General features: G+C 45.1%; 25 protein-coding genes and 1 pseudogene. 15 read left to right on the plus strand and 11 right to left on the minus strand.

The genetic code is table 11. The features are described 5' to 3' along the window. The first annotated feature begins 22 nt into the window (after positions 1-22). From MHH79_RS20540 to MHH79_RS20555, 4 genes are all read left to right on the plus strand, one after another. Positions 23-955: an aldo/keto reductase gene (locus tag MHH79_RS20540; RefSeq protein ID WP_063335873.1), complete on the plus strand. Its 933-nt coding sequence runs from the start codon at positions 23-25 to the stop codon at positions 953-955. Positions 956-1,216: 261 nt separating this feature from the next. Continuing rightward, a complete protein-coding gene (locus MHH79_RS20545; RefSeq protein WP_181220336.1) occupies positions 1,217-1,867 on the plus strand; it encodes a hypothetical protein in 651 nt (216 codons plus the stop codon). 3 nt (positions 1,868-1,870) lie between these two features. Then, positions 1,871-2,179: a DUF2653 family protein gene (locus MHH79_RS20550; protein ID WP_063335875.1), complete on the plus strand. Its 309-nt coding sequence runs from the start codon at positions 1,871-1,873 to the stop codon at positions 2,177-2,179. 241 nt (positions 2,180-2,420) lie between these two features. After that, positions 2,421-3,806, plus strand: coding sequence for a sugar porter family MFS transporter (locus MHH79_RS20555; RefSeq protein WP_063335876.1), 1,386 nt, complete (start codon positions 2,421-2,423; stop codon positions 3,804-3,806). 42 nt (positions 3,807-3,848) lie between these two features. On the opposite strand, the gene htpG is transcribed toward MHH79_RS20555, so the two are convergent. Further along, complete coding sequence (gene htpG, locus MHH79_RS20560; RefSeq protein WP_015483932.1) at positions 3,849-5,729, minus strand: molecular chaperone HtpG; 1,881 nt, start codon at positions 5,727-5,729, stop codon at positions 3,849-3,851. A gap of 167 nt (positions 5,730-5,896) precedes the next feature. After that, positions 5,897-6,148: a hypothetical protein gene (locus tag MHH79_RS20565; RefSeq protein WP_014481429.1), complete on the minus strand. Its 252-nt coding sequence runs from the start codon at positions 6,146-6,148 to the stop codon at positions 5,897-5,899. A 116-nt stretch (positions 6,149-6,264) separates the two neighbouring features. Here MHH79_RS20565 and MHH79_RS20570 point away from each other — a divergent pair, with 116 nt between their 5' ends. Then, entirely contained in the window at positions 6,265-7,086 is an 822-nt protein-coding gene (locus tag MHH79_RS20570) for an SDR family oxidoreductase (RefSeq protein WP_003227042.1), read from the plus strand. Between the two features lie 29 nt (positions 7,087-7,115). Here MHH79_RS20570 and MHH79_RS20575 read toward each other — a convergent pair whose 3' ends face one another. After that, positions 7,116-8,258 carry a TetR/AcrR family transcriptional regulator gene (locus MHH79_RS20575; protein ID WP_340034874.1) on the minus strand — a complete coding sequence of 381 codons (1,143 nt, stop codon included), beginning with the start codon at positions 8,256-8,258 and terminating at the stop codon, positions 7,116-7,118. Between the two features lie 146 nt (positions 8,259-8,404). On the opposite strand from MHH79_RS20575, the gene MHH79_RS20580 reads away from it, so the two are divergent. Both MHH79_RS20580 and MHH79_RS20585 read left to right on the plus strand, forming a co-directional pair. Further along, positions 8,405-9,742 (plus strand): aldehyde dehydrogenase family protein, encoded by a 1,338-nt coding sequence (locus tag MHH79_RS20580; RefSeq protein WP_340034875.1) that lies wholly within the window; start codon positions 8,405-8,407, stop codon positions 9,740-9,742. Positions 9,743-9,931: 189 nt separating this feature from the next. Beyond that, a pseudogene (locus MHH79_RS20585) lies at positions 9,932-10,389 on the plus strand (RDD family protein). 43 nt (positions 10,390-10,432) lie between these two features. Here MHH79_RS20585 and MHH79_RS20590 read toward each other — a convergent pair. Then, entirely contained in the window at positions 10,433-11,665 is a 1,233-nt protein-coding gene (locus MHH79_RS20590) for a PQQ-binding-like beta-propeller repeat protein (protein WP_340035182.1), read from the minus strand. A 100-nt stretch (positions 11,666-11,765) separates the two neighbouring features. Next, entirely contained in the window at positions 11,766-12,191 is a 426-nt protein-coding gene (locus MHH79_RS20595) for a DUF5391 family protein (RefSeq protein WP_340034876.1), read from the minus strand. Between the two features lie 255 nt (positions 12,192-12,446). Here MHH79_RS20595 and MHH79_RS20600 point away from each other — a divergent pair, with 255 nt between their 5' ends. Further along, positions 12,447-12,902 carry an RDD family protein gene (locus MHH79_RS20600; RefSeq protein WP_181220342.1) on the plus strand — a complete coding sequence of 152 codons (456 nt, stop codon included), beginning with the start codon at positions 12,447-12,449 and terminating at the stop codon, positions 12,900-12,902. Between the two features lie 29 nt (positions 12,903-12,931). Here MHH79_RS20600 and MHH79_RS20605 read toward each other — a convergent pair whose 3' ends face one another. The 3 genes from MHH79_RS20605 to yxaF form a co-directional block, all read right to left on the minus strand. Further along, positions 12,932-14,140 (minus strand): DUF418 domain-containing protein, encoded by a 1,209-nt coding sequence (locus tag MHH79_RS20605; RefSeq protein ID WP_340034877.1) that lies wholly within the window; start codon positions 14,138-14,140, stop codon positions 12,932-12,934. Positions 14,141-14,247: 107 nt separating this feature from the next. Next, on the minus strand, positions 14,248-15,261 hold the full coding sequence (gene qdoI / locus MHH79_RS20610) for a quercetin 2,3-dioxygenase (protein ID WP_340034878.1): 1,014 nt from the start codon (positions 15,259-15,261) through the stop codon (positions 14,248-14,250). A gap of 93 nt (positions 15,262-15,354) precedes the next feature. Next, on the minus strand, positions 15,355-15,930 hold the full coding sequence (gene yxaF, locus MHH79_RS20615) for a transcriptional regulator YxaF (RefSeq protein ID WP_015385135.1): 576 nt from the start codon (positions 15,928-15,930) through the stop codon (positions 15,355-15,357). Between the two features lie 131 nt (positions 15,931-16,061). On the opposite strand from yxaF, the gene MHH79_RS20620 reads away from it, so the two are divergent. After that, complete coding sequence (locus tag MHH79_RS20620; RefSeq protein WP_015385136.1) at positions 16,062-17,132, plus strand: SDR family oxidoreductase; 1,071 nt, start codon at positions 16,062-16,064, stop codon at positions 17,130-17,132. A 57-nt stretch (positions 17,133-17,189) separates the two neighbouring features. Here the strand turns inward: MHH79_RS20620 and MHH79_RS20625 are convergent, their stop codons facing one another. Further along, on the minus strand, positions 17,190-17,621 hold the full coding sequence (locus MHH79_RS20625; protein WP_003243994.1) for a MarR family transcriptional regulator: 432 nt from the start codon (positions 17,619-17,621) through the stop codon (positions 17,190-17,192). A gap of 226 nt (positions 17,622-17,847) precedes the next feature. Between MHH79_RS20625 and MHH79_RS20630 the strand changes: the two genes are divergently transcribed. Together MHH79_RS20630 and MHH79_RS20635 are read left to right on the plus strand one after the other, a co-directional pair. Beyond that, entirely contained in the window at positions 17,848-18,252 is a 405-nt protein-coding gene (locus tag MHH79_RS20630; RefSeq protein ID WP_009968420.1) for a CidA/LrgA family holin-like protein, read from the plus strand. Beyond that, positions 18,222-18,914, plus strand: coding sequence for an LrgB family protein (locus MHH79_RS20635; RefSeq protein WP_014478506.1), 693 nt, complete (start codon positions 18,222-18,224; stop codon positions 18,912-18,914). The genes MHH79_RS20630 and MHH79_RS20635 overlap by 31 nt, the downstream gene beginning before the upstream one ends. Positions 18,915-18,953: 39 nt before the next feature. On the opposite strand, the gene MHH79_RS20640 is transcribed toward MHH79_RS20635, so the two are convergent. Together MHH79_RS20640 and MHH79_RS20645 are read right to left on the minus strand one after the other, a co-directional pair. Then, positions 18,954-19,985, minus strand: coding sequence for a polysaccharide pyruvyl transferase family protein (locus tag MHH79_RS20640; protein WP_047183471.1), 1,032 nt, complete (start codon positions 19,983-19,985; stop codon positions 18,954-18,956). Positions 19,986-20,076: 91 nt separating this feature from the next. Further along, the gene (locus MHH79_RS20645; protein ID WP_340034879.1) at positions 20,077-21,225 is read right to left on the minus strand and encodes a glycerate kinase; all 1,149 of its coding nucleotides are present in this window, start codon (positions 21,223-21,225) and stop codon (positions 20,077-20,079) included. 195 nt (positions 21,226-21,420) lie between these two features. On the opposite strand from MHH79_RS20645, the gene gntR reads away from it, so the two are divergent. The 4 genes from gntR to gnd are packed head-to-tail and all read left to right on the plus strand — an operon-like array spanning position 21,421 to position 26,490. Further along, positions 21,421-22,152, plus strand: a complete 732-nt coding sequence (gene gntR / locus MHH79_RS20650) for a gluconate operon transcriptional repressor GntR (RefSeq protein WP_015483938.1) — start codon at positions 21,421-21,423, stop codon at positions 22,150-22,152. Next, positions 22,145-23,686, plus strand: a complete 1,542-nt coding sequence (gene gntK, locus MHH79_RS20655) for a gluconokinase (RefSeq protein ID WP_340034880.1) — start codon at positions 22,145-22,147, stop codon at positions 23,684-23,686. Before gntR ends, gntK begins: the two co-directional genes overlap by 8 nt. 28 nt (positions 23,687-23,714) lie before the next feature. Further along, a complete protein-coding gene (gene gntP / locus MHH79_RS20660; protein WP_003243139.1) occupies positions 23,715-25,061 on the plus strand; it encodes a gluconate permease GntP in 1,347 nt (448 codons plus the stop codon). 22 nt (positions 25,062-25,083) lie between these two features. Beyond that, entirely contained in the window at positions 25,084-26,490 is a 1,407-nt protein-coding gene (gnd, locus tag MHH79_RS20665) for a decarboxylating NADP(+)-dependent phosphogluconate dehydrogenase (RefSeq protein ID WP_014478511.1), read from the plus strand. Positions 26,491-26,907 lie beyond the last annotated feature (417 nt).

Consider the following 26,907-nt stretch of genomic DNA (forward strand, 5'->3'; position numbering starts at 1 on the left):
ATTTTATTCTAGGAGGCAGATCATGAAAAAAGCGAAGCTCGGAAAATCAGACTTGCAGGTATTCCCTATTGGATTAGGAACAAATGCTGTCGGAGGACATAACCTCTACCCGAATCTGAATGAAGAAACCGGAAAAGAATTGGTGCGCGAGGCGATCCGTAATGGCGTGACAATGTTAGACACCGCTTATATTTACGGGATCGGCCGTTCCGAAGAATTAATTGGTGAAGTGCTGCGTGAATTCAACCGTGAAGATGTTGTCATCGCTACAAAAGCCGCTCACAGAAAACAAGGCAATGACTTTGTCTTTGATAATTCACCAGAATTTCTTAAAAAATCAGTTGATGAAAGCCTGAAGCGCTTGAATACCGATTATATCGATTTGTTCTACATTCACTTCCCTGACGAACATACGCCTAAGGATGAAGCTGTTAACGCGCTGAATGAGATGAAGAAAGCCGGAAAAATCCGTTCCATCGGTGTATCCAACTTCTCTTTAGAGCAATTGAAAGAAGCAAACAAAGACGGTTTGGTAGATGTATTGCAAGGCGAATACAACCTGTTAAACCGTGAAGCGGAAAACACATTCTTCCCGTATACGAAGGAGCATAATATTTCATTTATCCCTTACTTCCCGCTCGTATCAGGTTTATTGGCAGGAAAGTATACAGAAGATACAACGTTCCCAGAAGGCGACCTGCGAAACGAACAGGAACACTTCAAGGGTGAGCGTTTCAAAGAAAATATCAGAAAGGTCAACAAGCTTGCGCCGATTGCCGAAAAACACAACGTGGATATCCCTCACATCGTATTGGCCTGGTATTTAGCAAGACCGGAAATTGATATTTTAATTCCGGGAGCAAAACGTGCCGATCAGCTTATTGATAACATCAAAACAGCCGACGTGACGCTTTCTCAAGAGGATATTTCATTTATTGATAAGCTGTTCGCATAAGAAGAAAACAGCCTTCTCCATTGGAGAAGGCTGTTTTTTTGTGCGATAAGTTCCTAAATAACTGATTTTGAAGCAAAACCTTACAAAATGAGCCATAAATCCGATAAAATAAAGGTAGTTTATCTCAGAAAGAAAGTGATTGAGAAAACAAAAGTATGAAACGTTCATATCATCTAGCTCATATGAAATAAAGCTGCCCCAGCTTCTTTTATTTGCTGGTCAGAATAGCGGACCGTTTCGATGGTCTATGGAGGAAACAGAATGAAACTTAAATATGTGAAAGCCTTAGTTGCAGTAACCGTTGCTTTAGGTGTACTGCTGCCATCAACGATTTCTCATGCAAAGAGCTTTAGCGGCCGCTCATCATCTAGTTACAGCAGCCGAAGTTCAGGCTCGTCATACAGCGGAAGCTATAAATCAAGCCCGAAATCAAGCTACAGCTCAGGATCAAGCTCTTCTAGCCAAAAATCCAAGACGCCTGACGATTCATCATCATCGATTTCGCTTAAAAAGAAGCCTTCGGAAAAGGCAAGCTCATCAAGCTCTAAAAAATCGTCAGGCACCTTTTCCGGCGCTACATCAAAAGTAACCGGAAAGACATACAGCGGAAAAACGTCTAAAGCTTATGTTGGCGGACGTTATGTTTCAGTCAATCATTACTATCACGCAGGTTTCGCGCCATCAGGATGGTTTGGATATTATAGCGGATTTACAATGGGTATGTTCATGATCAGCATGATGCACCCGTGGGGTTACACCTATCATCCAGTCGGAGGCCCCGGCTATGTTTCTTATGGCGCTTCACCCATTGCCTGGATCGTGGATATCATCGCTTTAATCATTATTTTAATCATTGTCATCGCATTGATTCGCGCATTTAAAGCACCGAAGACGTACAGAAGGAGATTTTAGGCAATGAGATTAATATTAAATGAGCAAGAAATTGTAGACGGAATTTGCGTGTATATTTCCAATGAAGAAGATATCTATCCTGAAGACGTTGAAGTAAAAGAACTATCGTACAACAAGCGTACAGGGTTCCTCGCTGAAGCCACATTTGGCCTGCACCACAAGCAGCTTATGTCAGATGACATTTCAGAAGGCATTATTCAGTTCTTAGAGGAATACCACAACTTCAATCCGGACGTTACCGTCGTTGAATTGCAATTTGATAAGAAAAAAGGCTTCTCCGCCTTGGTTTTCGTCAACGAAGCAGAAGAATAAAAATGTCTTAATCAAAACCTTACTCCGCGCGGGTAAGGTTTTTTAATGGTTTCTCTGAGCATATCTCGAAGTTATTTCGTTTTTCCTAAACTCAGCGGATCTGTGATCATCTCTTTTGGCTTTAATGTTTCCGTTTGTTCAAAACAAATGTTTCAAATGAGATAGGAAATGGGTACTAATCTATTAACTTTGTTATACATTTTAGATACTCATTGGCTCAACAACTGAGGAGGAGACATTTGTGAAGAAAGACACAAGGAAATATATGATCTACTTTTTCGGCGCTTTAGGGGGACTGCTATATGGTTACGATACAGGCGTTATCTCAGGAGCACTCCTGTTTATCAATAACGATATTCCTTTAACGACATTGACAGAAGGATTGGTTGTCAGCATGCTGCTCCTTGGCGCGATTTTCGGTTCTGCCTTGAGCGGCACATGCTCAGACCGCTGGGGCAGGAGAAAGGTTGTATTTGTCCTTTCCATCATTTTTATTATCGGTGCGCTCGCTTGCGCATTTTCGCAAACAATCGGCATGCTGATTGCATCAAGGGTGATACTCGGGTTGGCCGTCGGCGGTTCAACGGCACTTGTGCCCGTGTATCTTTCCGAAATGGCACCGACGAAAATCCGCGGGACACTCGGCACAATGAACAACTTAATGATTGTCACCGGGATTTTGCTCGCCTATATCGTTAACTACCTGTTCACACCGTTTGAAGCGTGGCGCTGGATGGTCGGTCTGGCCGCAGTGCCTGCCGTACTTCTATTAATCGGCATCGCGTTCATGCCGGAATCGCCAAGATGGCTCGTGAAGCGCGGCCGTGAAGAAGAAGCGAGACGAATCATGAACATCACTCATGATCCCAAAGACATTGAAATGGAATTGGCAGAGATGAAGCAAGGGGAAGCGGAGAAAAAAGAAACGACACTCGGCGTGCTGAAAGCCAAATGGATTCGCCCCATGCTTCTGATTGGCGTAGGCCTTGCCATTTTCCAGCAGGCAGTCGGCATTAATACGGTCATCTACTACGCGCCAACCATTTTTACGAAGGCCGGTCTTGGCACATCAGCTTCGGCGCTCGGCACAATGGGGATCGGCATCCTCAACGTCATCATGTGTATCACTGCCATGATCTTAATTGACCGTGTCGGCCGCAAAAAACTTCTGATCTGGGGAAGTATCGGCATCACACTGAGCCTTGCTGCTTTATCAGGCGTGCTCCTGACACTCGGGCTTTCCGCATCAACAGCGTGGATGACAGTAGTCTTTCTAGGTGTCTATATCGTCTTTTACCAGGCGACATGGGGTCCGGTAGTGTGGGTGCTCATGCCTGAGCTCTTCCCATCCAAAGCACGCGGAGCCGCGACAGGGTTCACGACTTTGGTGTTATCGGCGGCTAACCTGATCGTGTCGCTTGTCTTCCCGCTGATGCTAAGCGCGATGGGCATCGCATGGGTCTTTATGGTTTTCTCAGTCATTTGTCTTCTCTCATTTTTCTTCGCGTTCTACATGGTACCGGAAACCAAAGGGAAAAGCTTGGAGGAAATTGAAGCAAGCCTGAAAAAACGGTTTAAAAAGAAGAAAAGCACCCAAAACCAAGTGCTGAATGAGCGTACTTTATAAAAAAAAGGAATCGTCTCCTTATGGGACGATTCCTTTTTCTGTTTACACCATGACCTTGCAAATATTGTTCGTAAATTCCACAGGGTCCTGAATCGGCAGGCCTTCGATGAGAAGCGCCTGATTGTACAGAAGGTTTGTGTACAGGCTCAGCTTCTCTTTATCTTGTTCAAACGCGTCCTGCAGCGTTTGAAATACTTCGTGATTTGGGTTGATTTCCAGCACTTTTTCCGCCTTCACATTTTGGCTGTCAGGCATCGCGTTTAAGATTTTTTCCATCTCAATTGTCACTTCGCCGTCAGCAGCAAGGCAGACTGGATGTGATTTAAGCCGTTTTGAGATTCTGACGTTTTTCACTTTGTCTGACAGAATGTTTTTCATTTCCTCAAACAGATCCTTATACTTGCTTTCCTCTTCCTCGGACTGCTTTTGATCCTCATCCGTGTCTATGCCAAGGTCTCCGCTTGATACGGACTTGAATTCTTTTTCCTGATAAGAAGCCAGCATTTTAATTGCAAACTCATCGATGTCCTCAGTAAAGTAGAGGATTTCATAGCCTTTGTCCGCCACCATTTCCGTTTGCGGCAGTTTCTCAATGCGGTCGTAAGAATCACCGGTCGCATAATAAATGAATTTCTGCTCCTCTGGCATTCTGGAAACATACTCGTCTAAGCTGACCAGTTTTTTCTCTTTTGAAGAGTAGAATAATAGGAGATCCTTCAATTGATCCTTATTCGCGCCAAAATCATTATACACGCCGAATTTCAGCTGTCTGCCGAACGACTTGTAGAACGTCTCGTATTTCTCCCGGTCTTTTTTCAACAGGCTTTGCAGCTCGCTTTTGATTTTCTTGCTGATGTTTTTCGCGATCAGCTTCAGCTGGCGGTCATGCTGCAGCATTTCTCTGGAAATATTCAGCGACAGATCCTCAGAATCGACCATGCCCTTCACAAAGCTGAAGTGGTCCGGTAGCAGGTCTGCGCACTTATTCATGATCAGCACGCCATTGGAATACAGCTCCAAGCCTTTCTCATATTCCTTGGAATAGTAGTCAAACGGCATGTTTTCAGGGACGAATAGAATCGCGTTGTAGCGAACGGCTCCATCCACACTGATATGAACGTGTGTGAGCGGTTTATCAAACCCGTAATGCTTTTCAGCATAGAATGTTTCATAATCCTCATCTGTCAGCTCGCTTTTGTTTTTTCTCCAGATCGGCACCATGCTGTTGACCGTCTGCTCTTCCTGCACCTCTTCAAATTCATTTTCGCTGCCTTCCTTCGGCTTATTAATGGTTGTATCCATTTTGATCGGGTAGCGAATGAAGTCGGAGTATTTCTTGATAATCGCTTTTAAACGATATTCCTCTAAAAACTCGTCATAGCTGTCATCTTCTGTGTTCTCTTTGATTTTCAGGATAATGTCTGTACCGACAGAATCCTTTTCACACGGTTCAATCGTATAGCCGTCTGCACCCGCAGACTCCCATTTATAAGCCTCTTCGCTGCCAAGCGCTTTACTGATGACTGTCACGACATCGGCAACCATAAATGCCGCGTAAAAACCGACACCGAACTGCCCGATAATGTCATGTCCGTCTTTCAGCTCGTTTTCCTTTTTAAACGCGAGGGAACCGCTTTTTGCAATTGTTCCAAGATGCTGTTCAAGCTCATCCTTTGTCATTCCGATCCCCGTATCAGAGATGGTTAATGTTCTCGCATCTTTGTCAGCTGCGACCTTTATGTAGTAACTGTCTTTATCAAACGTAAGCGCATCGTCCGTAAGCGCTTTGTAATAGATTTTGTCAATCGCATCACTCGAATTGGAGATTAACTCGCGCAGGAAAATTTCTTTTTGGGTATAAATGGAGTTAATCATCATATCCAGCAAGCGTTTAGACTCTGCTTTAAACTCTTTTTTCGCCACTCTTGATCGCTCCTTTACCATTATGTAAACCCTTTTCAGCATCTATTTATCACATAAGATGACAATTGTCAATTAGATTGATAGATGCATATATATGTAAATTTAACATTAGTTGGATTTGTTTTCACTCTTTTTCTCACTCATTCTCATAAAAAAGAGAGGCTTCATCATCCTCTCTTTTTTTCTGTGTCATTCCAGCGGCCAAACTCCCGCTTCATCCATATATGCACCGGGTAGAAAAACAAACCGAACGGTATCAAAAACAATAGATTATGCCATGAAGCATTCAGAAATGCGCTTGCAGTCACCGGAAACGTAATCTCTTGCAATAAAAAAGAGATGACAGTCAGCACAACAAATGCAGATGGAATGGTAATGAAGCAATAAAACTTGAGCTCCTTCTTATGCTGTACCTTCAAACATACAAACCTCCCAACAATTTCTAATTCATCTTAACATATGCCGGCCTTTCTTTTCTCGCATGTTTATCACTGCACATAGCGGGAAGACAAATAGAAAAAGGAGGTCTCGTATCATGGGAAGACTTGAAAACAAAACAGCAGTGATCACAGGCGCCGCGACAGGCATTGGGCAAGCGACGGCAGAGGTTTTTGCCAATGAAGGCGCGCGTGTGATCATCGGAGATATCAATAAAGATCAAATGGAAGAAACAGTTGACGCAATCAGAAAAAACGGAGGACAGGCAGAATCCTTTCACCTTGATGTGTCAGATGAAAACAGTGTGAAAGCATTTGCTGATCAAATCAAGGATGCATGCGGAACGATTGATATTCTGTTTAATAATGCCGGCGTTGATCAGGAAGGCGGAAAGGTGCACGAATATCCGGTTGACCTGTTTGATCGCATTATCGCCGTCGACCTGCGCGGCACGTTCCTTTGCAGCAAATATTTGATTCCGCTCATGCTCGAAAATGGGGGCTCCATCATCAACACCTCCTCCATGTCAGGCCGTGCCGCGGATCTTGACCGCTCCGGCTACAACGCAGCAAAAGGCGGCATCACCAACCTGACAAAAGCGATGGCGATCGACTACGCACGGAACGGCATCCGCGTCAATTCCATTTCACCGGGTACGATCGAAACCCCGCTGATTGACAAATTAGCAGGCACCAAAGAACAGGAAATGGGTGAAAAATTCCGCGAAGCCAACAAATGGGTCACGCCGCTCGGCCGCCTCGGCCAGCCGAAGGAAATGGCGACAGTGGCGCTGTTCCTCGCGTCAGATGACAGCTCATACGTCACAGGAGAGGACATCACCGCAGACGGCGGCATCATGGCATATACATGGCCTGGGAAGATGCTGATTGATGAGAAATGGAAGAAAGAAACGAGATAAGAGAGGGGATGTCCCTCTCTTTTTGTCTTTCAAAGCAATACAACCTTATACTTTTTCACATCCAAAAACTGCAAAAATTCCCTCGCCAGCACTTCAGGCGGATGCGCCTTTCCTTCATCCAGCCGATACAAAAGCAACCCAATAATCATTGCGGATACATAATGGGCATAAAGCTTTTTCTCTGCGTGAATATCATTTTGCTGATGCAGATAAAACGATTCCAGCGCTTTGAACATATCAGGTATCACATGAGGAACACCCCATTCCTGGTTCAGAAAATGGACAATGGGCATGTTTGACAAAGCAGAAAGCAGACTGGCGAGCGCCTTCTCCGCTTCCTTTAAGGAAAATTCATTCGGGATGGAGGCAATCGTCAGGTGATCAATGATCTCCGCACATGATCGCTGTATCATGGTTTGGAGCAATTCCTCTTTATTGGCATAGTGATCATAAAAGGTTGCGCGGCGGATATTGCTTTTCCGGGTAATATCCGAAATCGTGATGGCTGCGTAGTCTTTTTTCTCCGCCAGCACGTCCAGAAATGCCTTCTGGAGCGCCTCTCTCGTTCGAACCACACGCCTGTCGATTTGCTTGTCCTTCTCTCGCTCTCCTGGCACAGCTTGTCCAAACAGCCAATAAAATCTCTTTTGAGAAACAAGCTCCCATACCTTTTGGCTGATAGCTTCCGGAGTCGCGGCCGCATCCTCATTCAGCCAATACAGGATGATCGCGTACGTGTACAAGGCCCGGTAATGTCCGTAAATTTCCCGTTCGATCGGCGTCAAATTCACATGGATCGGAGTCAGCAGCACATCCTGCTGAAACACATCCTTAAAAAAACGATGGAAATGCCCTCTGTTCATCATCACAGAAAAAAAGGATCGATGCTCATGAACAAAGGACAGCGTCGGATGCACCGTTTGCCGTTTTTTGTTCAAATGGAGGGTATCCATATGACTGAAGGCGTCAAAAAGCGCTTTGCCCAGCCCTTCCTTCATGTCTTCGATTAAATCCTCAATGATTGAAAACTTATCCTCATAATAAAGGTAGAGCGATCCGCGGCTCACTTTGGCCTTCTCAGCGATTTCTTTCATTGTAATGTGTTGAATATCTCTTTCTTTCAATAAAGCCAGCAGCGCCTCTTTCACTTGAGCTTCGGCAGATTCCGGCACAAAAGACACCTCCAATCATTAGACAGATCTTCGATATATGTACGGTAACGTATAGATGGTTCACCGTTGTCTTTCTTACAGAAAAGGTACCACCTTATAATAGGTCCGAGAAAAGAAGAAAGCAAATGAATGAGGGGGATTTTACAATGGAACAGCAAGTAAAGGACCACATCCAGCGTGTCTTTCAGCTTCAGAAAAAACAGCAAAAAGCCTTGCGCGCTTCAACAGCGGAACAGCGCAGAAAGAAGCTTCAGCGCTTTTTAGATTCCGTCATCGCCCATGAAGAAGAAATCATCGAAGCGATCCGCAAAGACGTCCGCAAACCATATCACGAGGTCAAAAAAGCGGAAATCGAAGGAACAAAAAAAGCGATCAGAGATAATATGAACAACCTGGAACAATGGATGGCGCCTAAAGAAGTCGGTTCATCGTTAAGCCCTGACGCAAACGGAATTCTTATGTACGAGCCTAAAGGCGTCACACTCATCCTCGGCCCGTGGAACTATCCGTTTATGCTGACGATGGCGCCGCTTGCGGCTTCTCTCGCAGCCGGAAACAGCGCGATTGTAAAGCTGTCCGATTTCACGATGAACACGAGCAACATTGCCGCTAAAGTGATAAGAGACGCTTTTGATGAAAAAGAAGTCGCGATTTTTGAAGGAGAGGTTGAGGTGGCAACCGAGCTTCTTGATCAGCCGTTCGACCACATTTTCTTCACTGGAAGCACAAATGTCGGGAAAATCGTCATGACAGCGGCTGCCAAACACTTGGCATCTGTCACACTTGAGCTTGGCGGCAAGAGCCCAACGATTATCGACAGCGATTACGATCTGATGGACGCAGCGAAAAAGATCGCCGTCGGGAAATTCGTAAACGCTGGCCAAACCTGCATCGCACCTGATTACCTGTTCATTAAAAAAGACGTTCAGGACAGGTTCGCGGGGATTTTACAAACAATCGTTAACGCAGGATTTATGGAGGATGATCATACCCCAGACCGCAGCAAATTTACGCAGATCGTCAATGACCGCAACTTCAACCGCGTCAAAGATCTGTTCGACGATGCCATCAAAAAAGGGGCGGAAGTGGTGTTCGGCGGCGTATTTGATGCCAGCGACCGCACGATCTCGCCAACCGTTTTGAAAAACGTCACGCCTGATATGAAAATCATGCAGGAGGAAATCTTCGCACCAATCCTGCCGATGATGAATTATGAAGACATCGACGAGGTCATCGATTACGTAAATGATCACGATAAACCGCTTGCGCTTTATGTATTCAGCCAAAACCAAGACCTGATTGACAACGTCCTTCAGCACACGACATCAGGAAATGCCGCCATCAATGATGTCGTCGTCCATTTCAGTGACGTCAACCTGCCATTCGGCGGCGTCAACACAAGCGGAATCGGCTCCTATCATGGGGTATACGGATTCAAAGAGTTTTCTCATGAGAAGGGTGTCTTTATTCAAGCCTCTAAATAATCGTAATGAAGAGAATCTGCATCATCTTGCAGGTTCTTTTTTTATCTTTATATCACCTAAATAAAGAGATTAAAAGTGATAAAATACCATTTTCACTACGAAACCAGATTCCTCTAGTCTATCTCATTGAAACCCTGCAGCCTCTAACGTATAATATCCCAGAAAACTTCAAAGGAGAGAATATTATACATTGAAAAACCAGCAGGATTTTGGATTCGGGCAGCCGCCTCTATTATTGATGTATTTATTATAGCTATATTCTCTTTCATTATGATTTTCATTAACACCTTCATTGTGTTGCCACTCATTGATGCAGCAGGCACACACATGTCAGAAGCCCGATAATGTTGGTCATTGGCACAATCCCTGTTTTGGCCATCATATTTATTTTCGTTATTCTTTACTATAGCTTGCTGACTTCCTCAAACATGCAGGCAACATTGGGAAAAAAACTCATGGGCATCATCGTTGTCAATCAGTATGGCGAGCGTATTTCTTTTTGGCACAGCTTCGGCCGTTTCTTCGCTTACACATTATCTAAGATCTTAAATATCGGTTTTATCATGGCGGCCTTTCCCTCTAAACTGGCATTACATGATTATATTTGCGGGACAAAGGTTTTCTATAAAAATAAATATCTTGATTGATCAAAAAAACAGGCTGCCGAGTTAACCTCGCCAGCCTGTTTTACTATTTCCCAAAAGCCATCAGCTTCGTATAACTTCCAATATAAAGCGTTCCGTCCTCAGCAAGCTGAGGAGATGACACGACGTTGCTGTCGGTTTGATAGCTCCATAATTCATTGCCGTTTGCGTCTGCCGCATAAACCTTCATATCATCTGACCCGAAATAAACCGTTCCCTTCGCGTCAATCAGCGGCGCCGTTCTGACAGGGCCGTCTGTGTAGAATGACCAGTTCATATCCCCGTTTTTACTGATGGAAAACAGCTCGCCGCTTCCTGAGCCGATATAGATGTTTCCGTTATGGTCGATCGCAGGCGATGAACTTGAGAACCCGTTCAGCGGGAATGTCCATTTTAAGCTGCCTGTTGACGTATACGCATACAGCTGTCCGTCTTGGTTGCCAGCATAAACGGTGCCATCCTTATCAATCACCGGATATCCTTTAAACGCATTTGACGTCGTTCTGGACCATTTCACCTGTCCGGTTCCGGAATTGATCGCATAAAACACGTTATTGTATGTGCCGACATACACGGTGCCGTTTGAGGCAAGCACCGGCACAGAGCTGACGACACCATTTGTTTTCAACTTCCAGCGCTCTGTCCAGGTTGATTTTGACGTCGGTTTGATCGCATGAACATAATTATCAAGTGTTGAGAAATACAACGTCCCGTCTGAACCGATCACCGTTTCAGAGCTTGGCCCGCCGCTTAACGGAACCGTTGTTAAAATTTCTCCCGTTTCTTTGTCAATAAAATAAATCTTTTTGTCATAGGAAGCCAAATAGATAACGCCGTTGGTCCCAAGTACAGGAGATTGCGTATATGTTTTTCCAAGATTCCCGGTCACCCATTTGACTGAGCCGTCTGGATTAAAGGCTTTCATTTCCCCGTCTCTGGAATGAAGATATACTGTGCCGTCTCCGTCAATCACAGCCCCCGCTCCATTTTGCGGAGTCGTCCTGATGTCGTTTTGCCATTTCAGCGTCCCGTCTGTATTTCCGGCGAACCGGCTTTCGCGTGACCAGTTAAACATGGCAGGTGCCATCGCTTGTACATCATATCTTCCTGTCAAAAAGCCAGATGCTCCATTATTTTGAGAAAACACCGTTTCCGCCGCATAAGCAGCTGTCGGCTGAAACACTTTGGCAGCGGGCACATCAGAAACAACGCCGGCCGAAACAGCCGCCGCCACCGCAGCTCCCGCAATCAAAGCTTTCATACGAAATGACTTGACCATCATTGAGACCCCCATTATATGTAACTTCTAATTTGTGACCATCATAACATATTCATCCATTTTATAAATCTATTTCACAAAACCATCACAAACTAGAAAACTATGTAAGTGTATGCGCAGACGTTTTTTCAGCATCCGGCCGAAATGCAGACACAAACCAAATGACATTGACAGCAGCCGCAGCGAGACTAACTCCCAAAACAAAGATCAACTCAGAAAGCAGATGGTCACTAAAGAAACTAAACATCAAGATAAAACCGGCCGAAGACAAATGAATCAAAAGCCCGAAGCCGCAAAGCACCCCCATGACATACCTCATTGCATCGACTCCGAGCATATAAACGAGAAATGGAATGAAATACAAGACAAGGATCATACCGACAGCTGACCACATGCCAGCTGAATTAAACTGATTGGCCGCCGCTCCCGTTCCGGCCAGCGGCGAAAGTGAAGCCGCCACAATCACGGCGCAAAAAAGAAACGCAGAAATGGTTGTCATGATCGCCACGCTATTTTTTTTAGACATCAAACTCCTCCTTTAATAGAAATATTAACCTTTTTTATTATAAGTAAGTTGAATGTTATATTCATTATATTTTTTAAAAAAATCCAGAACATACACAAATGATGTGATTCTTTCTAGTATATTTATATAGTAAAAAACAGAGGATAAAAGACTCATTTTTCTGTAATATCAGGATTTTATCACCATACCATATTGCATGTACTTCTTTTTCAAAGTATACTATTCCAGATTCATTCAAAGGAGAGAGAAAAATACATGGAAAAACCAGCAGGATTTTGGATTCGTTTTTTAGCTTATTTTATTGACGGCATTATTGTATCTGTTCCTAGTTATATTATTCTATTTATGATCAATTCTGTTTTTGTAGCTGGGGCTGTGGCAACAAACCCTTACATGACGGAAGAAGAGTATTTAGTGAAATACATGACGCTTGCATTTTTGCCTACAATGCTAATCATGATCGTCATCAGTGTGTTATATTACGGGCTGCTCACAGCTTCTAAAATGCAAGGCACACTTGGCAAAAAAATTCTTGGCCTGAAAGTGGTCAATGAACAAGGTGAACGGGTTTCTGTCGGACAGGCAATTGGCCGTTACTTTGCCTATATCTTATCAGGAATCATCTTTTATATTGGGTTTATCATGATCGCCTTTGGAGAGAAAAAAGGCCTGCATGACATCATTTGCAAAACACGTGTCGTGTATAAATAATAGAAAAAAGTCTAGACGCCAATAGGCATCTAGACTTTTGTTTTCTTTACAATAGGCTGCCACGACAGATACGTAGCGCTTCTCCATAGCCACTCAAACGGCCCCATCCGAAAGACACGAAGCCAAAGGTGGCTGAAGACCATTTGAACGGCACAAACAGCAATTGTAATGAGCACACCGGCAGCAGGGTACACTTTTCCATACAGGCCCAAGCCGTAATGATAAAAAATCCAAGTACATACAATAGACTGCATCAGATAATTGGTAAATGCCATCCTCCCAACAGCGGAGAATGATTGCAGCACTGTTCTCACTCTTGTTTTATGATAAAGATAGACAACCGTTGTAACATAGAAAAACATGAGGAAAGGCGCGCCAATCAGCAAACATATTTCTTTATCCGTTACACTGTACATCACCTGGGCGCCGATGCCGATGACAAGCCCGGCCATCCATAATCGTTTTAATCCTTTGCGATGCTTTTCCGGTTCATGCAAATACCGAGATTTTGCTGCCGCAGCTCCCAGCAAAAACATGCTGAAATATGGAATGGATGCAAAGAAGAAGTTGAGCGGATTATACGTAAGCATGCCATTCGAAGACATGTAAACAAGACGGTCGTGGATCCGCTGTTCTGCAATGTCCCTCAGGCTGCCGCTTCCATAAACATGAATCGCTTGTTTTGCCTGCTGTGTTACCGCTTGTACCCATTCCTGTCCGTTTGATTGATCAAAACTTGTCAACATGAACGGAATGGAAAACAGAAAATACAAAGAGACCGCCCATATCAGCAGTGTTTTCGGCTTTGCTTTTCGAAACAAGAGCAGGACAAAACCGAGCAGGGCATATTCTGTTAAAATATCCCCGTCCCATATCAAAAACGCATGAATCGTTCCAAACAAGAGAAGCGCCATCAACCTTCTCACATATAACGGAACAAACCGTTTCCCTTTGTTTTCTGCTCTCTCCATCATGACAACCATGCCAAATCCAAATAAAAAGGAAAACAATAAAATACATTTTGTTTGAATGAAGAATTTCAGTATGTCTGCGGCGGCAAAATCAGCTTCAGACCACTTATCCATGAAAAAATTCTCTTTTCCAAGCATAGACAAATACATATCCGGATAACTGAAATGTGCCAGATTGACAAATAAGATGCCGAAAATCGCCATTCCTCTCAGCACATCAAGCACACCGATCCGCTCATTTGTTAGAGTCGGCTGTAATGAAGACATAGCCATCACGCTCCTTTTTTCTGTACCTTAAGGGTATGAAAAAATGAAGCGCGGAAACATCGATTTAGGTGTCAGGCCGGCATGAAAACCTTACAATCTTGTCATCTTTATGGTTTCATCACCTTTAAATCTAATGCGTCGATATTCTGCAAAACGCGATCAAAGCGCAAAGCCTGAGGCTCACATGGGAAGATGTGGCCTTCATACGGGTCGCCTAACGTCCGGAAAAACGGTTCAAATAAACCAGGAACCAATACGCCCACCATCTTTGTATAGTGAGAATCAAGGCGATAGGAGTGAACGGTATTTGCAGGGACATGCAGAAAATCTCCCGGATTCAGCTGAATTTCCTGGCCATCTGCCCACATCGTCATCTGACCTTCAAGGCAATAAAATGTTTCTGTATGATGTTCATGGTAGTGATCAACGATTCGGTCACCTTTAGGGCCTTCAGACGATACGACGATAAACTGGCCATCTGTATTTTTTTGTGCAGCCACAATGCGGTGAAGCTGATCTCCAGTCAACAGGCGATCTCCTTCTCCAGATTCAAGAACGTATGGAACCGCTCCATCTGGCAGCTCTGTAAGTTCCGCTAATTTGGCCGAACATGCAGGCTTTCCTTCATCTAGAAATACAATGTCCGCTACAGCGGCTGCTTCTGCAAATCGCTCGTTTGAGACTTCTTCGCTTGCGTACGGCGGATGTTCAGCGTGATCATACGGATTCCCAATAACGGAATACAAGTGCGCTACGTTTCCTTTCATCGTGTAAGATACCAGTCTTGTTCTGTGGCTCTGCATCCGGTAGCTGTGCGGTGTTCCCGCCGGAATGTTCGCATAATCACCTGATATTAATAAATAGCGTTCACCATCAAGTGTCAGCTCAAGCTTCCCGTCCAAAACGAGAATCCCTTCATGTGTGTCATTGTGGACATGAAGCGGAAAGGCATCTCCTTTTCCCCCGGAAAGAAGCACGATCTCAAATAAATCACCTGTGCTCCTCCCATTCGCCATCACCGTGGCAACCTGTCTGCCGAACAGATAGCACTCGCCTTCTCCGCTCCGGAGCAAATAAGGCATTTTTTCTTTAGGCAATGAATGTGTACATAATGTTTTCATATTATCGCTTCCTCAAATTTAGACCAGTCTATATAATGTATTGTATCTTACTAGACCGTTCTATATAATTGTAGGAGAAAGGATAACAAAATGCTACCCTTTTTTTCTCACCAGCACTGGTATTTGTTCGGCAATGAGAAGAAGGGGCGTTTTGTCTTTATTCGTTAACGAAAGCATGATGCCGCCCTCAATCATCGAATTAATCAGCGTTCCAAGCTGATTTGCTTCTTCTTCTGCAAATCCGTTTTCCATTAATTTTCTGGCAAAAACCGCTTCCCAGCTTTTAAACACCTTCATGCAAACCGTCCGCAGCGGTTCACTGATTAACGCTGTCTCACTCGCCAGCAAACCGACTGGAATACCTTTAATGCTTTCTGTGTTATCAAATTGGCTGGCTGTTTTTTTGATAAAAAGCTGAATCGCTTCAACAGGATCAGAGGATTCATCCATGCTTTTCTGTATCACATGTTCAACGATCTTACCTGTATATGTAACCGCTTCAATTGCTAATTCTTCTTTGCCATTCGGAAAAAAGTGATAAAGCGATCCCTTAGGAGCACCGCTTTCTTTTACAATCTGGTTCAAACCTGTCGCGTGATATCCTTGCAGCTGGAACAGACGTGACGCCGTGTGAAGGATTTTTTCACGTGAATCTCCTCTGCTAGTCATTAAAACATTCCCTCCTAGGTATGGTAGAGCGACTTATATAATATAAAAAAGAACCCTGTGATTGTCAAAAGGGGTAAGACCCTTCCGGATGGGGTAAATGTACAAAAACAGCGTCTAGGAGGGATCTCTCAATGACAATCGATCATTCAGTCACGAATACAGAACAGCTTGAACGACAAAACCCCGCCATAAAAACAAAGCTCAAACTGAAAAAGCTTAAGGATCAGGTGATCGTCATTACCGGCGCTTCAAGCGGAATCGGACTTGTCACGGCACGTATGGCATCAGAAAAAGGCGCAAAGGTCGTGGCAGCAGCGCGAAATGAAGACGCGCTGAAGGAGCTCACTGATGAACTTAAGGAAAAAGGGCACGACGCCATATGGGTAAAGGCGGATGTCGGAAAAGAAGAGGACGTCAACCGCATCGCAGAAACCGCGATCAACACATTCGGCCGCTTTGACACATGGGTCAACAATGCGGCCGTCTCGACTTTCGGACATGCCATGGACGTCACCGTTGAAGACATGAAGCGCATGTTCGACACAAATTTCTGGGGACCTGTTTACGGAACAAGAGCGGCTGTCAAACACTACACCGGCAAAGGTGTGCCGGGCGCACTCATTAATGTAGGAAGCCTGTTCGGAGACAGGGGAACAGTCATTCAATCCACATATGCGTCTGCCAAATTTGCGCTTCACGGCTGGACGGAAAGCATCCGAATGGAGCTCGAAAAGGAACAGGCGCCCGTGTCGGTAACGCTCATCCACCCCGGCAGAATTGACACACCTTATAACGAGCATGCGCACAGCTACCTCGACAAACAGCCGGCTCATTACCGCTCCATGATCTATCCGCCGGAAGCGGTCGCCGAAGCTATCCTGTTTGCCGCCGAACACCCTAAGCGCGACATGTACATCGGCTCACAGGCCAAAGCCATCGCCATGCTGGGTGCGCTTTTCCCTCGTCTGACCGACAGACTGATGGAAAAAATCATGTATCACAGCCAGCATGCCGAAAGACCGTCCAAACCGCGAGAAGAAAGCGCTCTTTATGATGCGGGCTGCGGTATGCATGACAGAGGCACAAATAAAGGATGGATGCGGTCTAGAAGCTATTACACGAAAGCAACGAAGCGCCCCATTGTATCGGCGGCTGTTGTTGCCGGACTAGTGGCTTGGGCTGCCGCCAAACGATGCAGATAATCTCTGACCATAAGAAAAACCCATGCTGTTCCAGCGGAACCATGGGTTTTTTAGCTGTTAATCGATAAAAGCCTTGTTCATACGCTGCAGCAGCTCGCCGAACATCTCTTTTTCCTGTGTTGACCATTCTTTCAGCATCTGTTCATAACGTTCAAGGCGCTTTTGCTGATCGGCTTTTAATAGTTGTTTGCCGAGTTTTGTAATGGTAAACAGGCTGACTCTCCCATCAGATGGGTCTGAGAAGCGATAGATGAGCTCCTTTGCCTCTAATGCAGCTGCTTGTCTTGAAAGAGTAGAAATATCAAGCTTAAACGATTCTGCCAATTCCTTAACACGAGCAGGCCCAAACTCATCCAATTGTCTCAGTAATAAGTACGAAGATCTCTCCAAATTCCCTGTTCTTTTCTCTGATTGATCCAGATAAACAGCTCTCCTGATAAAAGTCGTCAGCTCATATTCAATTAATTCAACTGGATTTTGATTTTGCAATCGCTCTCGCTCCCTATTCCAATCTCCGGCATTGACAACACCATATATACTTGTATAATACAAATGTACATTAACTGAATAAATACAAGTCGTTATATGACTAAATCAATCATTATACTTGTATAGTACAATCATATAAAAAGAAAGTAAAGCGATTCCTCAGAACCATCCTAGAAGCAAGCACCAGAAAGGAGGAAGCTGTTCTGATTGGAGAGCAGCACTTGATGTGAAAGTCATACGAATTATCTTGCAAGTGTTGATATTATATGTATTTTTTATGATCGGGGAAGCCATTCAGCATCTGTTTCATTTACCCGTGTCAGGAAGCATCGTTGGATTGGTATTGCTTCTGATCTGCTTGGGCCTCCGTATTGTTCCCGTCTCCATCATTGAAGACGGAGCAGGGTTTTTATTATCCTTCCTACCATTGTTGTTCATCCCGGCAATGACAGGAGTGATAAACTACCCGTCTCTTATTTCATTCAATGGGCTGATGCTGCTGATTACAGTCGTTCTCAGCACCATCGTCACGATCATTGCGGCTGGATTCGCCAGCCAGCTATTAGAGAAAAAAGCAAAAAAACGGGAGGAGAAAGAGAAATGCAGCAAGCATGTATCGCGATCATTATAATTCTTTTAACAGTTGCCGCTTATTTAGCGATGGTCAAACTCTATAAGCGATTCCCGCTTCCATTTCTTATCCCTGTTCTGACAACGACCATTTTGATTGTAGCGGTTTTGATGATGTTTCATGTTTCCTATGAAGGCTATATGATCGGGGGGAAATGGATCAATTCTTTGCTTGGGCCGGCTGTCGTGGCACTGGCCTATCCGCTTTATAAACAATGGCATATCATTGTCAAACATTGTGTTCCTATTTTAGGCGGCGTCCTGGTCGGATTATGCATGGGAATGATCAGCGGGCTGATCTTCGCAGAAGCATTCGGGATTGATCATGATCTCTTATTATCCATTCTGCCAAAGTCGATCACAACCCCTGTCGCTATTCAGATCGCCGCCGGTCTTGGCGGCGTCCCTTCCATGACAGTCGTATTTGTCATGATTGCGGGCTTCTCAGGCGTCATTCTCGGGCCGCTTTTCCTAAAATGGCTTCGCATACGCAGTTCCCTTGGACAAGGCATTGCATTAGGCAGCGCCTCCCACGCACTGGGTACCTCCAAAGCATTGGAATATGGAGAACTGGCCGTCTCCATGAGTTCCGTCTCCATGACGCTTTGTGCGGTGCTCGGCTCATTCTTCGGCCCGCTCGTCGTCTGGCTGTTTCATATTTAACAAAGAAAGACTGCCCCGGGTGAGGGCAGTCTTTTTCGTTTAAGAAGCAAAAAAATCAACCAGCGGCTGAAAGTCCTTAGATAAATCAACGTCATTCGGTTCTGCTTGAAGCAGGCGGTCAATCATACGCTCCAGCTCCTCAACATCATTCTTATCCGTATACTCAATGAAGTTTAAGCTTTCAAGCCAATCCCGATATGAATGTTTGGCTTTGCCATAGCTGTTTCCAAAGACAAGGCAAGGTGTTTTGGTGATAATCGAGAAAATCATCGCGTGAAGGCGGTCGGTAATCACCAATTTACTGGAGCCGATGCGGTCTAGCATCTCCATAAAATGCTTTTCACGGTCGGCGTAGTCGATGGTGTCGACCGTATCCAGCACCGTATCGGTACGCTCTGTGCAAGTTGTTTTTTCTGCCCATTTCTTCATCTGTGACATAAAATCTTCGTCAGTCACTTTCTCCTTATCCGCTCTTAAAATAAAGAGAACGCCGTCCCGCTCGAGCTCTCGCGGCACAATATCCAAGGAAAGCACCATGTCCGGTGTAAAGATCACATTGGAGTTGAAGGTCTCTTTCACAACATCCAGTGTTTGCGTCTCACGCGCAGCAATCGTTAAATTTGTATTTTGATGGTACGCATCCTGTGTTTTTTTCTTTTCCTTCTGTCCTTCCTCTGTATCCTCAAAATAAACGGATTGTGGCAGAGAAATTGATTTGTAATCTTTAAACGCCGAAAAGACCTTTCTTCTGTCTTCCTCAATATCGAGATAAAGGTTTCCTAAATTCCCTCCGCCTGTAAAGCAGACAATATCGTCTTCACGAATGATCTCCTTCACCAGTTCAATGCCCTCATCCGTCGCATAATCCATAATCTCAATGTATTCATAATACGGAAAATGATTTTTGATAAATTTCTCTTCCGCATACGCAATCGCTTGGTCGCCAATGTTTGTGTAACTAGGGGAACCAAACAAAAATACTTTTCGTTTATCATTTAACAGAGCTTCCGGCTCCACATTTGGCGCAATGCCTTTTACTAGTTTTTTGCCTTTGATTTCTTGTACAGTCATATCTGCGTCCTCCTTCTGGGATGAATTCCTCATGTGTGTTAACTGTCTCTACCCAAAAAGAAGGATGGCTATGCATTGGCATGTGCATCGGCTATATCAGAAACATCGTTTTCGCCAATTTGATAGACGCAGCAATGTCCCGCGCCGTTCTTTCCATATATTCTGCGGCATGTTCAAACGCGTCTTCTAGAGTCACGGCTCCGGGAACGATGCTGAAAAGCGCATCGATTCCGTGCTGGTAGACGGCATCACTGTCTCGGGATATTGATCCCGCAATGCCGATGACGGGCACATCGTATGATTTAGCCGCCTTGGCTACGCCAATCGGCGTTTTTCCATGAACCGTTTGGCTGTCGATCCGTCCCTCGCCGGTTATTACAAGATCTGCATCCTGAACGATATTTTCAAAATCAACCGCTTCAAGGACAATATCAATGCCTCTTTTCAGGTCAGCCTGAAGATAAGTCAGCAGGCTCCATCCAAGACCGCCCGCTGCACCGGCGCCCTCTGTATCTCGGAAGGTTGATCCGAGCTCTTTTTCTGCCATATCAGCGAAATGGCTTAAGTTCTTGTCTAGTACATCCAGCATGTCGGCCGTCGCGCCTTTTTGCGGCCCGAAAACAGCCGTAGCGCCCTTTGGTCCTGTTAACGGATTGTCCACGTCACAGGCAACTTCCAGTTTGACATTCCGCAATCTGTAATCAAGCCCGCTGACTTCTATTGATGCAAGCTGAGATAATGCGCCGCCCCCTGGGCCAATCTCGCTGCCTGAGTTATCAAGAAGCCTTCCGCCCAATGCCTGAATCATCCCGGCTCCCCCGTCGTTCGTGGCGCTTCCGCCGATTCCGATGATCAACCGCTCCGCTCCCGCATCAAGAGCTGCTCCGATTAATTCTCCCGTTCCCCTTGTTGTAGTGATGAGCGGATTTCGCTTATCTACAGGCACCAGATGCAGCCCTGAAGCAGCAGCCATTTCAATCACAGCTGTTCTCCCATCTCCCATCATGCCAAAGAAAGCTCTCACCGGTTCCCCCAGCGGCCCTGTGACAACTTGCTCTATGATCCTTCCGTTGGTCGCATCGACCAAAGATTGAACGGTTCCCTCGCCGCCGTCCGCCACCGGCAATTTTCTGTAATCAGCACCCGGAAAGACCGATTTGAAACCTCTTTCGATCGCGTCGGCTGCCTCCAGAGCTGATAAGCTTTCCTTAAAAGAATCAGGTGCAATGATGATTTTCATCCAAATCGCCTCTTTCAAAACATGATTCACTTATGCTAGTTATCTCCAATGTACCATATTCCATTTAGAAATAAATACCATAATGATTGGAAAAAATTTTATTAAAAATTAGAAATGAAAGTGTTTGCATAAAAGAAATATTCACGTTATCATACTTGTATACAAGTATACTCCTTGAGTGAGGAAGGTGAGTGTATGCTAGACTCCAAAGACCTGTTGTATCCCGCAAAATGGCTCTCAAAAGCGTCAACTGGGGTTCGTGTCGCATACGAGCTGAGAATGCGGATCGTTTCAGGCCTGATTGAAAGCGGTACCATTTTATCAGAAAATACAATCGCCGCCGAGTTTTCAGTAAGCCGTTCGCCGGTTCGCGAAGCGCTAAAAATACTCGCATCCGAAAAAATCATCCGCTTAGAACGAATGGGAGCGGTCGTAATTGGTTTAACTGAGAAGAAAATCGCGGAAATTTATGATGTGCGTTTACTATTAGAAACATTTGTCTTTGAACGGCTTGTCAAAATAGACATTGAGCCTTTAGTTAAGGATCTCAGCAAAATTTTTGAAATGATGAAAGTCTCAATCAAATATGAGGACGCTGATGAATTTTCATTTCAAGATGTGCTGTTCCATGAAACCATTATCCGAGCGATTGATCATTCATACATTCAGATGATCTGGAACAATCTAAAACCCGTCATGGAAAGCTTTATTCTTTTATCGATGCGGGTACGGTTAAAGGAAAAGTATGAAGACTTCACAAGGATTTTAGATAACCACGAGCTTTATATTCAAGCCATCAAAACAAAGGATAGGGCGCTGATGATTCAGTCTCTTCACCAAAACTTTGATGATGTGCAGGATAAGGTAGAAGACCTATGGCTCTCACAACAAATGCTGGCAAAAGGAGCTGAATACAACAATGACTAGTTATATGTTAGGAATCGATATCGGCACGACAAGCACAAAAGCTGTGCTGTTCAGTGAAAACGGGGATGTGGTACAGAAAGAAAGCATCGGCTACCCGCTCTATACACCGGTCATCTCAACAGCCGAACAAAATCCGGAAGAGATTTTTCAGGCAGTCATCCATACAACAGCGAGAATTACAAAACAGCATCCCGAAAAACAAATCTCATTCATTTCGTTTAGCAGCGCCATGCACAGCGTCATTGCAATCGACGAAAATGACAAGCCGCTGACGCCATGCATCACATGGGCCGACAACCGAAGTGAAGGCTGGGCGCATAAGATCAAAGAGGAATTGAACGGACATGAGGTGTACAAACGGACGGGAACACCGATTCATCCGATGGCACCGTTAAGTAAAATTGCCTGGATCACGAATGAAAGGAAAGAAATCGCTTCCAAGGCAAAAAAATATATCGGCATCAAAGAATACATTTTTAAACAGCTGTTCAATGAGTATGTCATCGATTACTCATTAGCATCAGCGACAGGCATGATGAACCTGAAGGGCTTGGATTGGGACGAAGAGGCACTGCGCATCGCAGGCATCACGCCGGATCACTTATCCAAACTCGTGCCGACAACCGAGATCTTTCAGCACTGCAGCCCGGAAATTGCGATCCAGATGGGAATCGATCCGGAAACGCCTTTTGTCATCGGCGCCAGCGACGGCGTGCTGTCCAACCTCGGCGTCAACGCCATTAAAAAGGGAGAAATCGCCGTCACCATCGGTACAAGCGGTGCCATCCGGACGATTATTGACAAGCCGCAAACCGATGAAAAAGGGAGAATTTTTTGCTATGCCTTGACGGACAAGCATTGGGTTATTGGGGGACCTGTGAACAATGGGGGCATCGTCCTTCGCTGGATCAGAGACGAGTTTGCCTCCTCCGAAATCGAAACAGCGACACGGCTGGGCATTGATCCATATGACGTGCTGACGAAAATTGCCCAACGCGTCAGACCCGGTTCTGACGGTCTGCTGTTCCACCCATATCTCGCCGGAGAACGCGCTCCGTTGTGGAATCCGGATGTACGCGGCTCATTTTTCGGTCTGACCATGTCGCATAAGAAAGAGCATATGATACGCGCGGCATTGGAAGGCGTCATTTACAACCTGTACACTGTGTTCTTGGCGTTAACTGAATGCATGGATGGCCCGGTAACCCGCATCCAAGCGACAGGGGGATTTGCAAGGTCAGAGGTTTGGCGCCAAATGATGTCGGATATCTTCGAATCAGAGGTTGTCGTTCCGGAAAGCTACGAAAGCTCATGTCTCGGCGCCTGCATTTTAGGCCTGTATGCAACAGGAAAAATTGACTCTTTCGACGCCGTGTCCGACATGATCGGCAGCACATACAGACATACGCCGATCGAAGACTCAGCCAAGGAATACAGAACATTAATGCCGATTTTCATCAATCTATCAAGATTATTAGAAAATCAATATACACAAATTGCAGATTATCAGAGGGGCTTAATCACACACAAATAGTACATGACATGAAGGGGAGGGCATTACCATGCCGTTAATCATCGTTGCACTTGGGATCTTAGCATTACTATTTCTGATTATGGGCTTAAAATTAAACACATTTATTTCCCTGCTGGTCGTATCGTTCGGCGTGGCACTGGCACTCGGGATGCCGTTCGATAAAGTTGTCAGCTCCATCGAAGCAGGAATAGGGGGGACTCTTGGCCACATCGCGCTCATCTTCGGACTCGGTGCGATGCTGGGCAAGCTGATCGCGGATTCAGGAGGCGCACAGCGCATTGCGATGACGCTCGTCAACAAATTCGGTGAGAAAAATATTCAATGGGCCGTTGTCATTGCCTCATTCATTATTGGGATTGCGTTATTTTTTGAAGTAGGACTGGTTCTATTAATTCCGATTGTCTTTGCGATTTCAAGAGAATTGAAGATTTCTATTTTATTTCTCGGAATCCCGATGGTCGCGGCACTATCCGTCACACACGGTTTCCTGCCGCCGCACCCGGGACCTACGGCGATCGCCGGTGAGTATGGCGCAAACATTGGAGAAGTGCTGCTGTACGGCTTTATCGTTGCTGTTCCGACAGTGCTCATCGCAGGGCCGTTATTTACAAAGTTCGCGAAAAAAATCGTTCCTGCATCATTTGCGAAAAACGGCAATATTGCATCACTCGGCACACAAAAAACGTTTAACCTTGAAGAAACACCTGGCTTTGGAATCAGTGTCTTTACCGCAATGCTCCCGATTATCATCATGTCGGTCGCGACCATTATCGACCTGCTTCAAGAAACAATCGGGTTTGCAGATAACGGAGTTTTAGCTTTTATCAGATTGATTGGAAACGCATCGACTGCTATGATTATTTCGTTATTGGTCGCAGTCTATACAATGGGCATCAAGCGCAACATTCCAGTCAAAACCGTGATGGATTCTTGTTCAACTGCCATTTCACAAATCGGCATGATGCTTTTGATCATCGGAGGAGGCGGCGCCTTCAAACAAGTGCTGATCAACGGCGGTGTCGGCGATTACGTAGCAGACTTATTCAAAGGAACGGCATTATCACCAATCATTCTGGCATGGCTCATCGCGGCGATCCTGCGCATTTCTCTAGGATCAGCGACTGTTGCCGCACTAAGCACAACAGGTCTGGTCATCCCGTTATTGGGCCATTCTGATGTTAACCTGGCGTTAGTCGTGCTCGCAACAGGCGCCGGAAGTGTCATCGCTTCACACGTCAATGACGCCGGCTTCTGGATGTTCAAGGAATACTTCGGATTAAGCATGAAAGAAACATTTGCCACATGGACTTTGCTGGAAACCATTATTTCCGTTGCTGGACTGGGATTCATTTTATTGTTAAGTTTAGTTGTATGAAATTAAGAAGGAGCTGTAACACATGTTCAATACGATTGGTGTCATAGGCTTAGGCGTAATGGGAAGCAACATCGCCTTAAACATGGCAAATAAAGGTGAAAACGTCGCTGTCTATAATTACACCAGAGATTTAACGGACCAGCTTGTCCAAAAGCTGGATGGACAATCTCTCAGCCCGTATTACGAGCTTGAGGACTTTGTTCAATCGTTAGAAAAACCAAGAAAAATCTTTTTGATGGTCACAGCGGGAAAACCCGTAGATTCCGTCATCCAATCATTAAAGCCTTTGCTTGAAGAAGGCGACGTCATCATGGACGGAGGAAACTCCCACTATGAAGACACAGAAAGAAGATATGACGAGCTGAAGGAAAAAGGGATCGGCTACCTGGGAGTCGGCATTTCCGGCGGTGAAGTCGGCGCATTAACAGGGCCTTCCATCATGCCGGGCGGAGATCGCGACGTCTATGAGAAAGCCGCTCCTATCCTGACGAAAATCGCAGCCCAAGTCGGAGATGACCCTTGCTGTGTCTATATCGGACCAAAAGGGGCAGGGCACTTTACAAAAATGGTGCACAACGGCATTGAGTATGCCGACATGCAGCTGATTGCAGAAGCGTATACGTTTCTAAGAGAAACGCTTCGTCTGCCGCTAGATGAAATTGCATCTATTTTTGAAACATGGAATCAAGGTGAGCTGAAAAGCTATTTAATAGAGATTACAGCTGAGATTTTACGCAAAAAAGACGAAAAAACAGGGCAGCCTCTGATCGATGTCATCCTTGATAAAACTGGACAAAAAGGCACTGGGAAATGGACGAGCATGCAGGCGATTGATAACGGCATCCCGTCCACGATCATCACAGAGTCCTTGTTCGCCCGCTACTTGTCATCCTTAAAAGAAGAACGGATGGCAGCTCAAGACGTATTAGCAGGCCCGGAAGCCGAAGAAAAACACTTGGATAAAGACACCTGGATTGAATACGTCAGACAGGCTCTTTACATGGGGAAAGTATGCGCCTATGCACAAGGCTTTGCCCAATATAAGATGTCATCTGAGCTTTACGGCTGGAATCTGCCGCTCAAAGACATTGCCTTGATTTTCCGAGGCGGCTGCATCATCCGCGCTGATTTCCTAAACGTGATCAGCGAAGCATTCAGTGAGCAGCCAAATCTGGCTAACCTGCTGATCGCGCCTTATTTCACAGATAAGCTCCATGCCTATCAAACAGGCCTGCGAAAAGTCGTTTGCGAGGGTATCAGCACCGGAATCTCTTTCCCATGCTTAACTACCGCGCTCTCTTATTACGACGGCTACCGCACAGGGCGTTCCAATGCGAACCTCTTGCAGGCGCAGCGCGATTACTTTGGCGCTCACACGTACGAACGGACTGATATGGACGGCGTTTTCCATACGAATTGGTCTGAATAACCTATCATCAAAAACACGGTCAGTTTCAACTGAACCGTGTTTTTTTCTTCTATCCCAAACAACAGAAGACATAAGTTATGTTTTAAATATCATAAACAGTGATACAATATTAGCTAGAAACAATCCCCAAGATGATCATGTGACAGCATGCCTGCTATTCCGTTCTATTCTGCTTTTGGCCATTGTTCTTTGCCCTTTCCCATGGTGTCATAAAATGTTCAAATGCCAAAACGGCCTGTCATTCTGATTTACAAAAGTTCCTGAAAACCTTGTCTAATTGAGAATCAATCCATATCAATCATCTCATCTGTTATAAAAGAAATACCTAAATCCTACCTGTCATACCTTAAACAAGTTGAAAAAAAGTAGGTTATCGCTTGACAAAAAATATATATTAATTAATAATTCATATATAAT

The organism is Bacillus sp. FSL K6-0993 (assembly GCF_037977205.1).
Classification (GTDB): Bacteria; Bacillota; Bacilli; order Bacillales; family Bacillaceae; genus Bacillus; species Bacillus subtilis.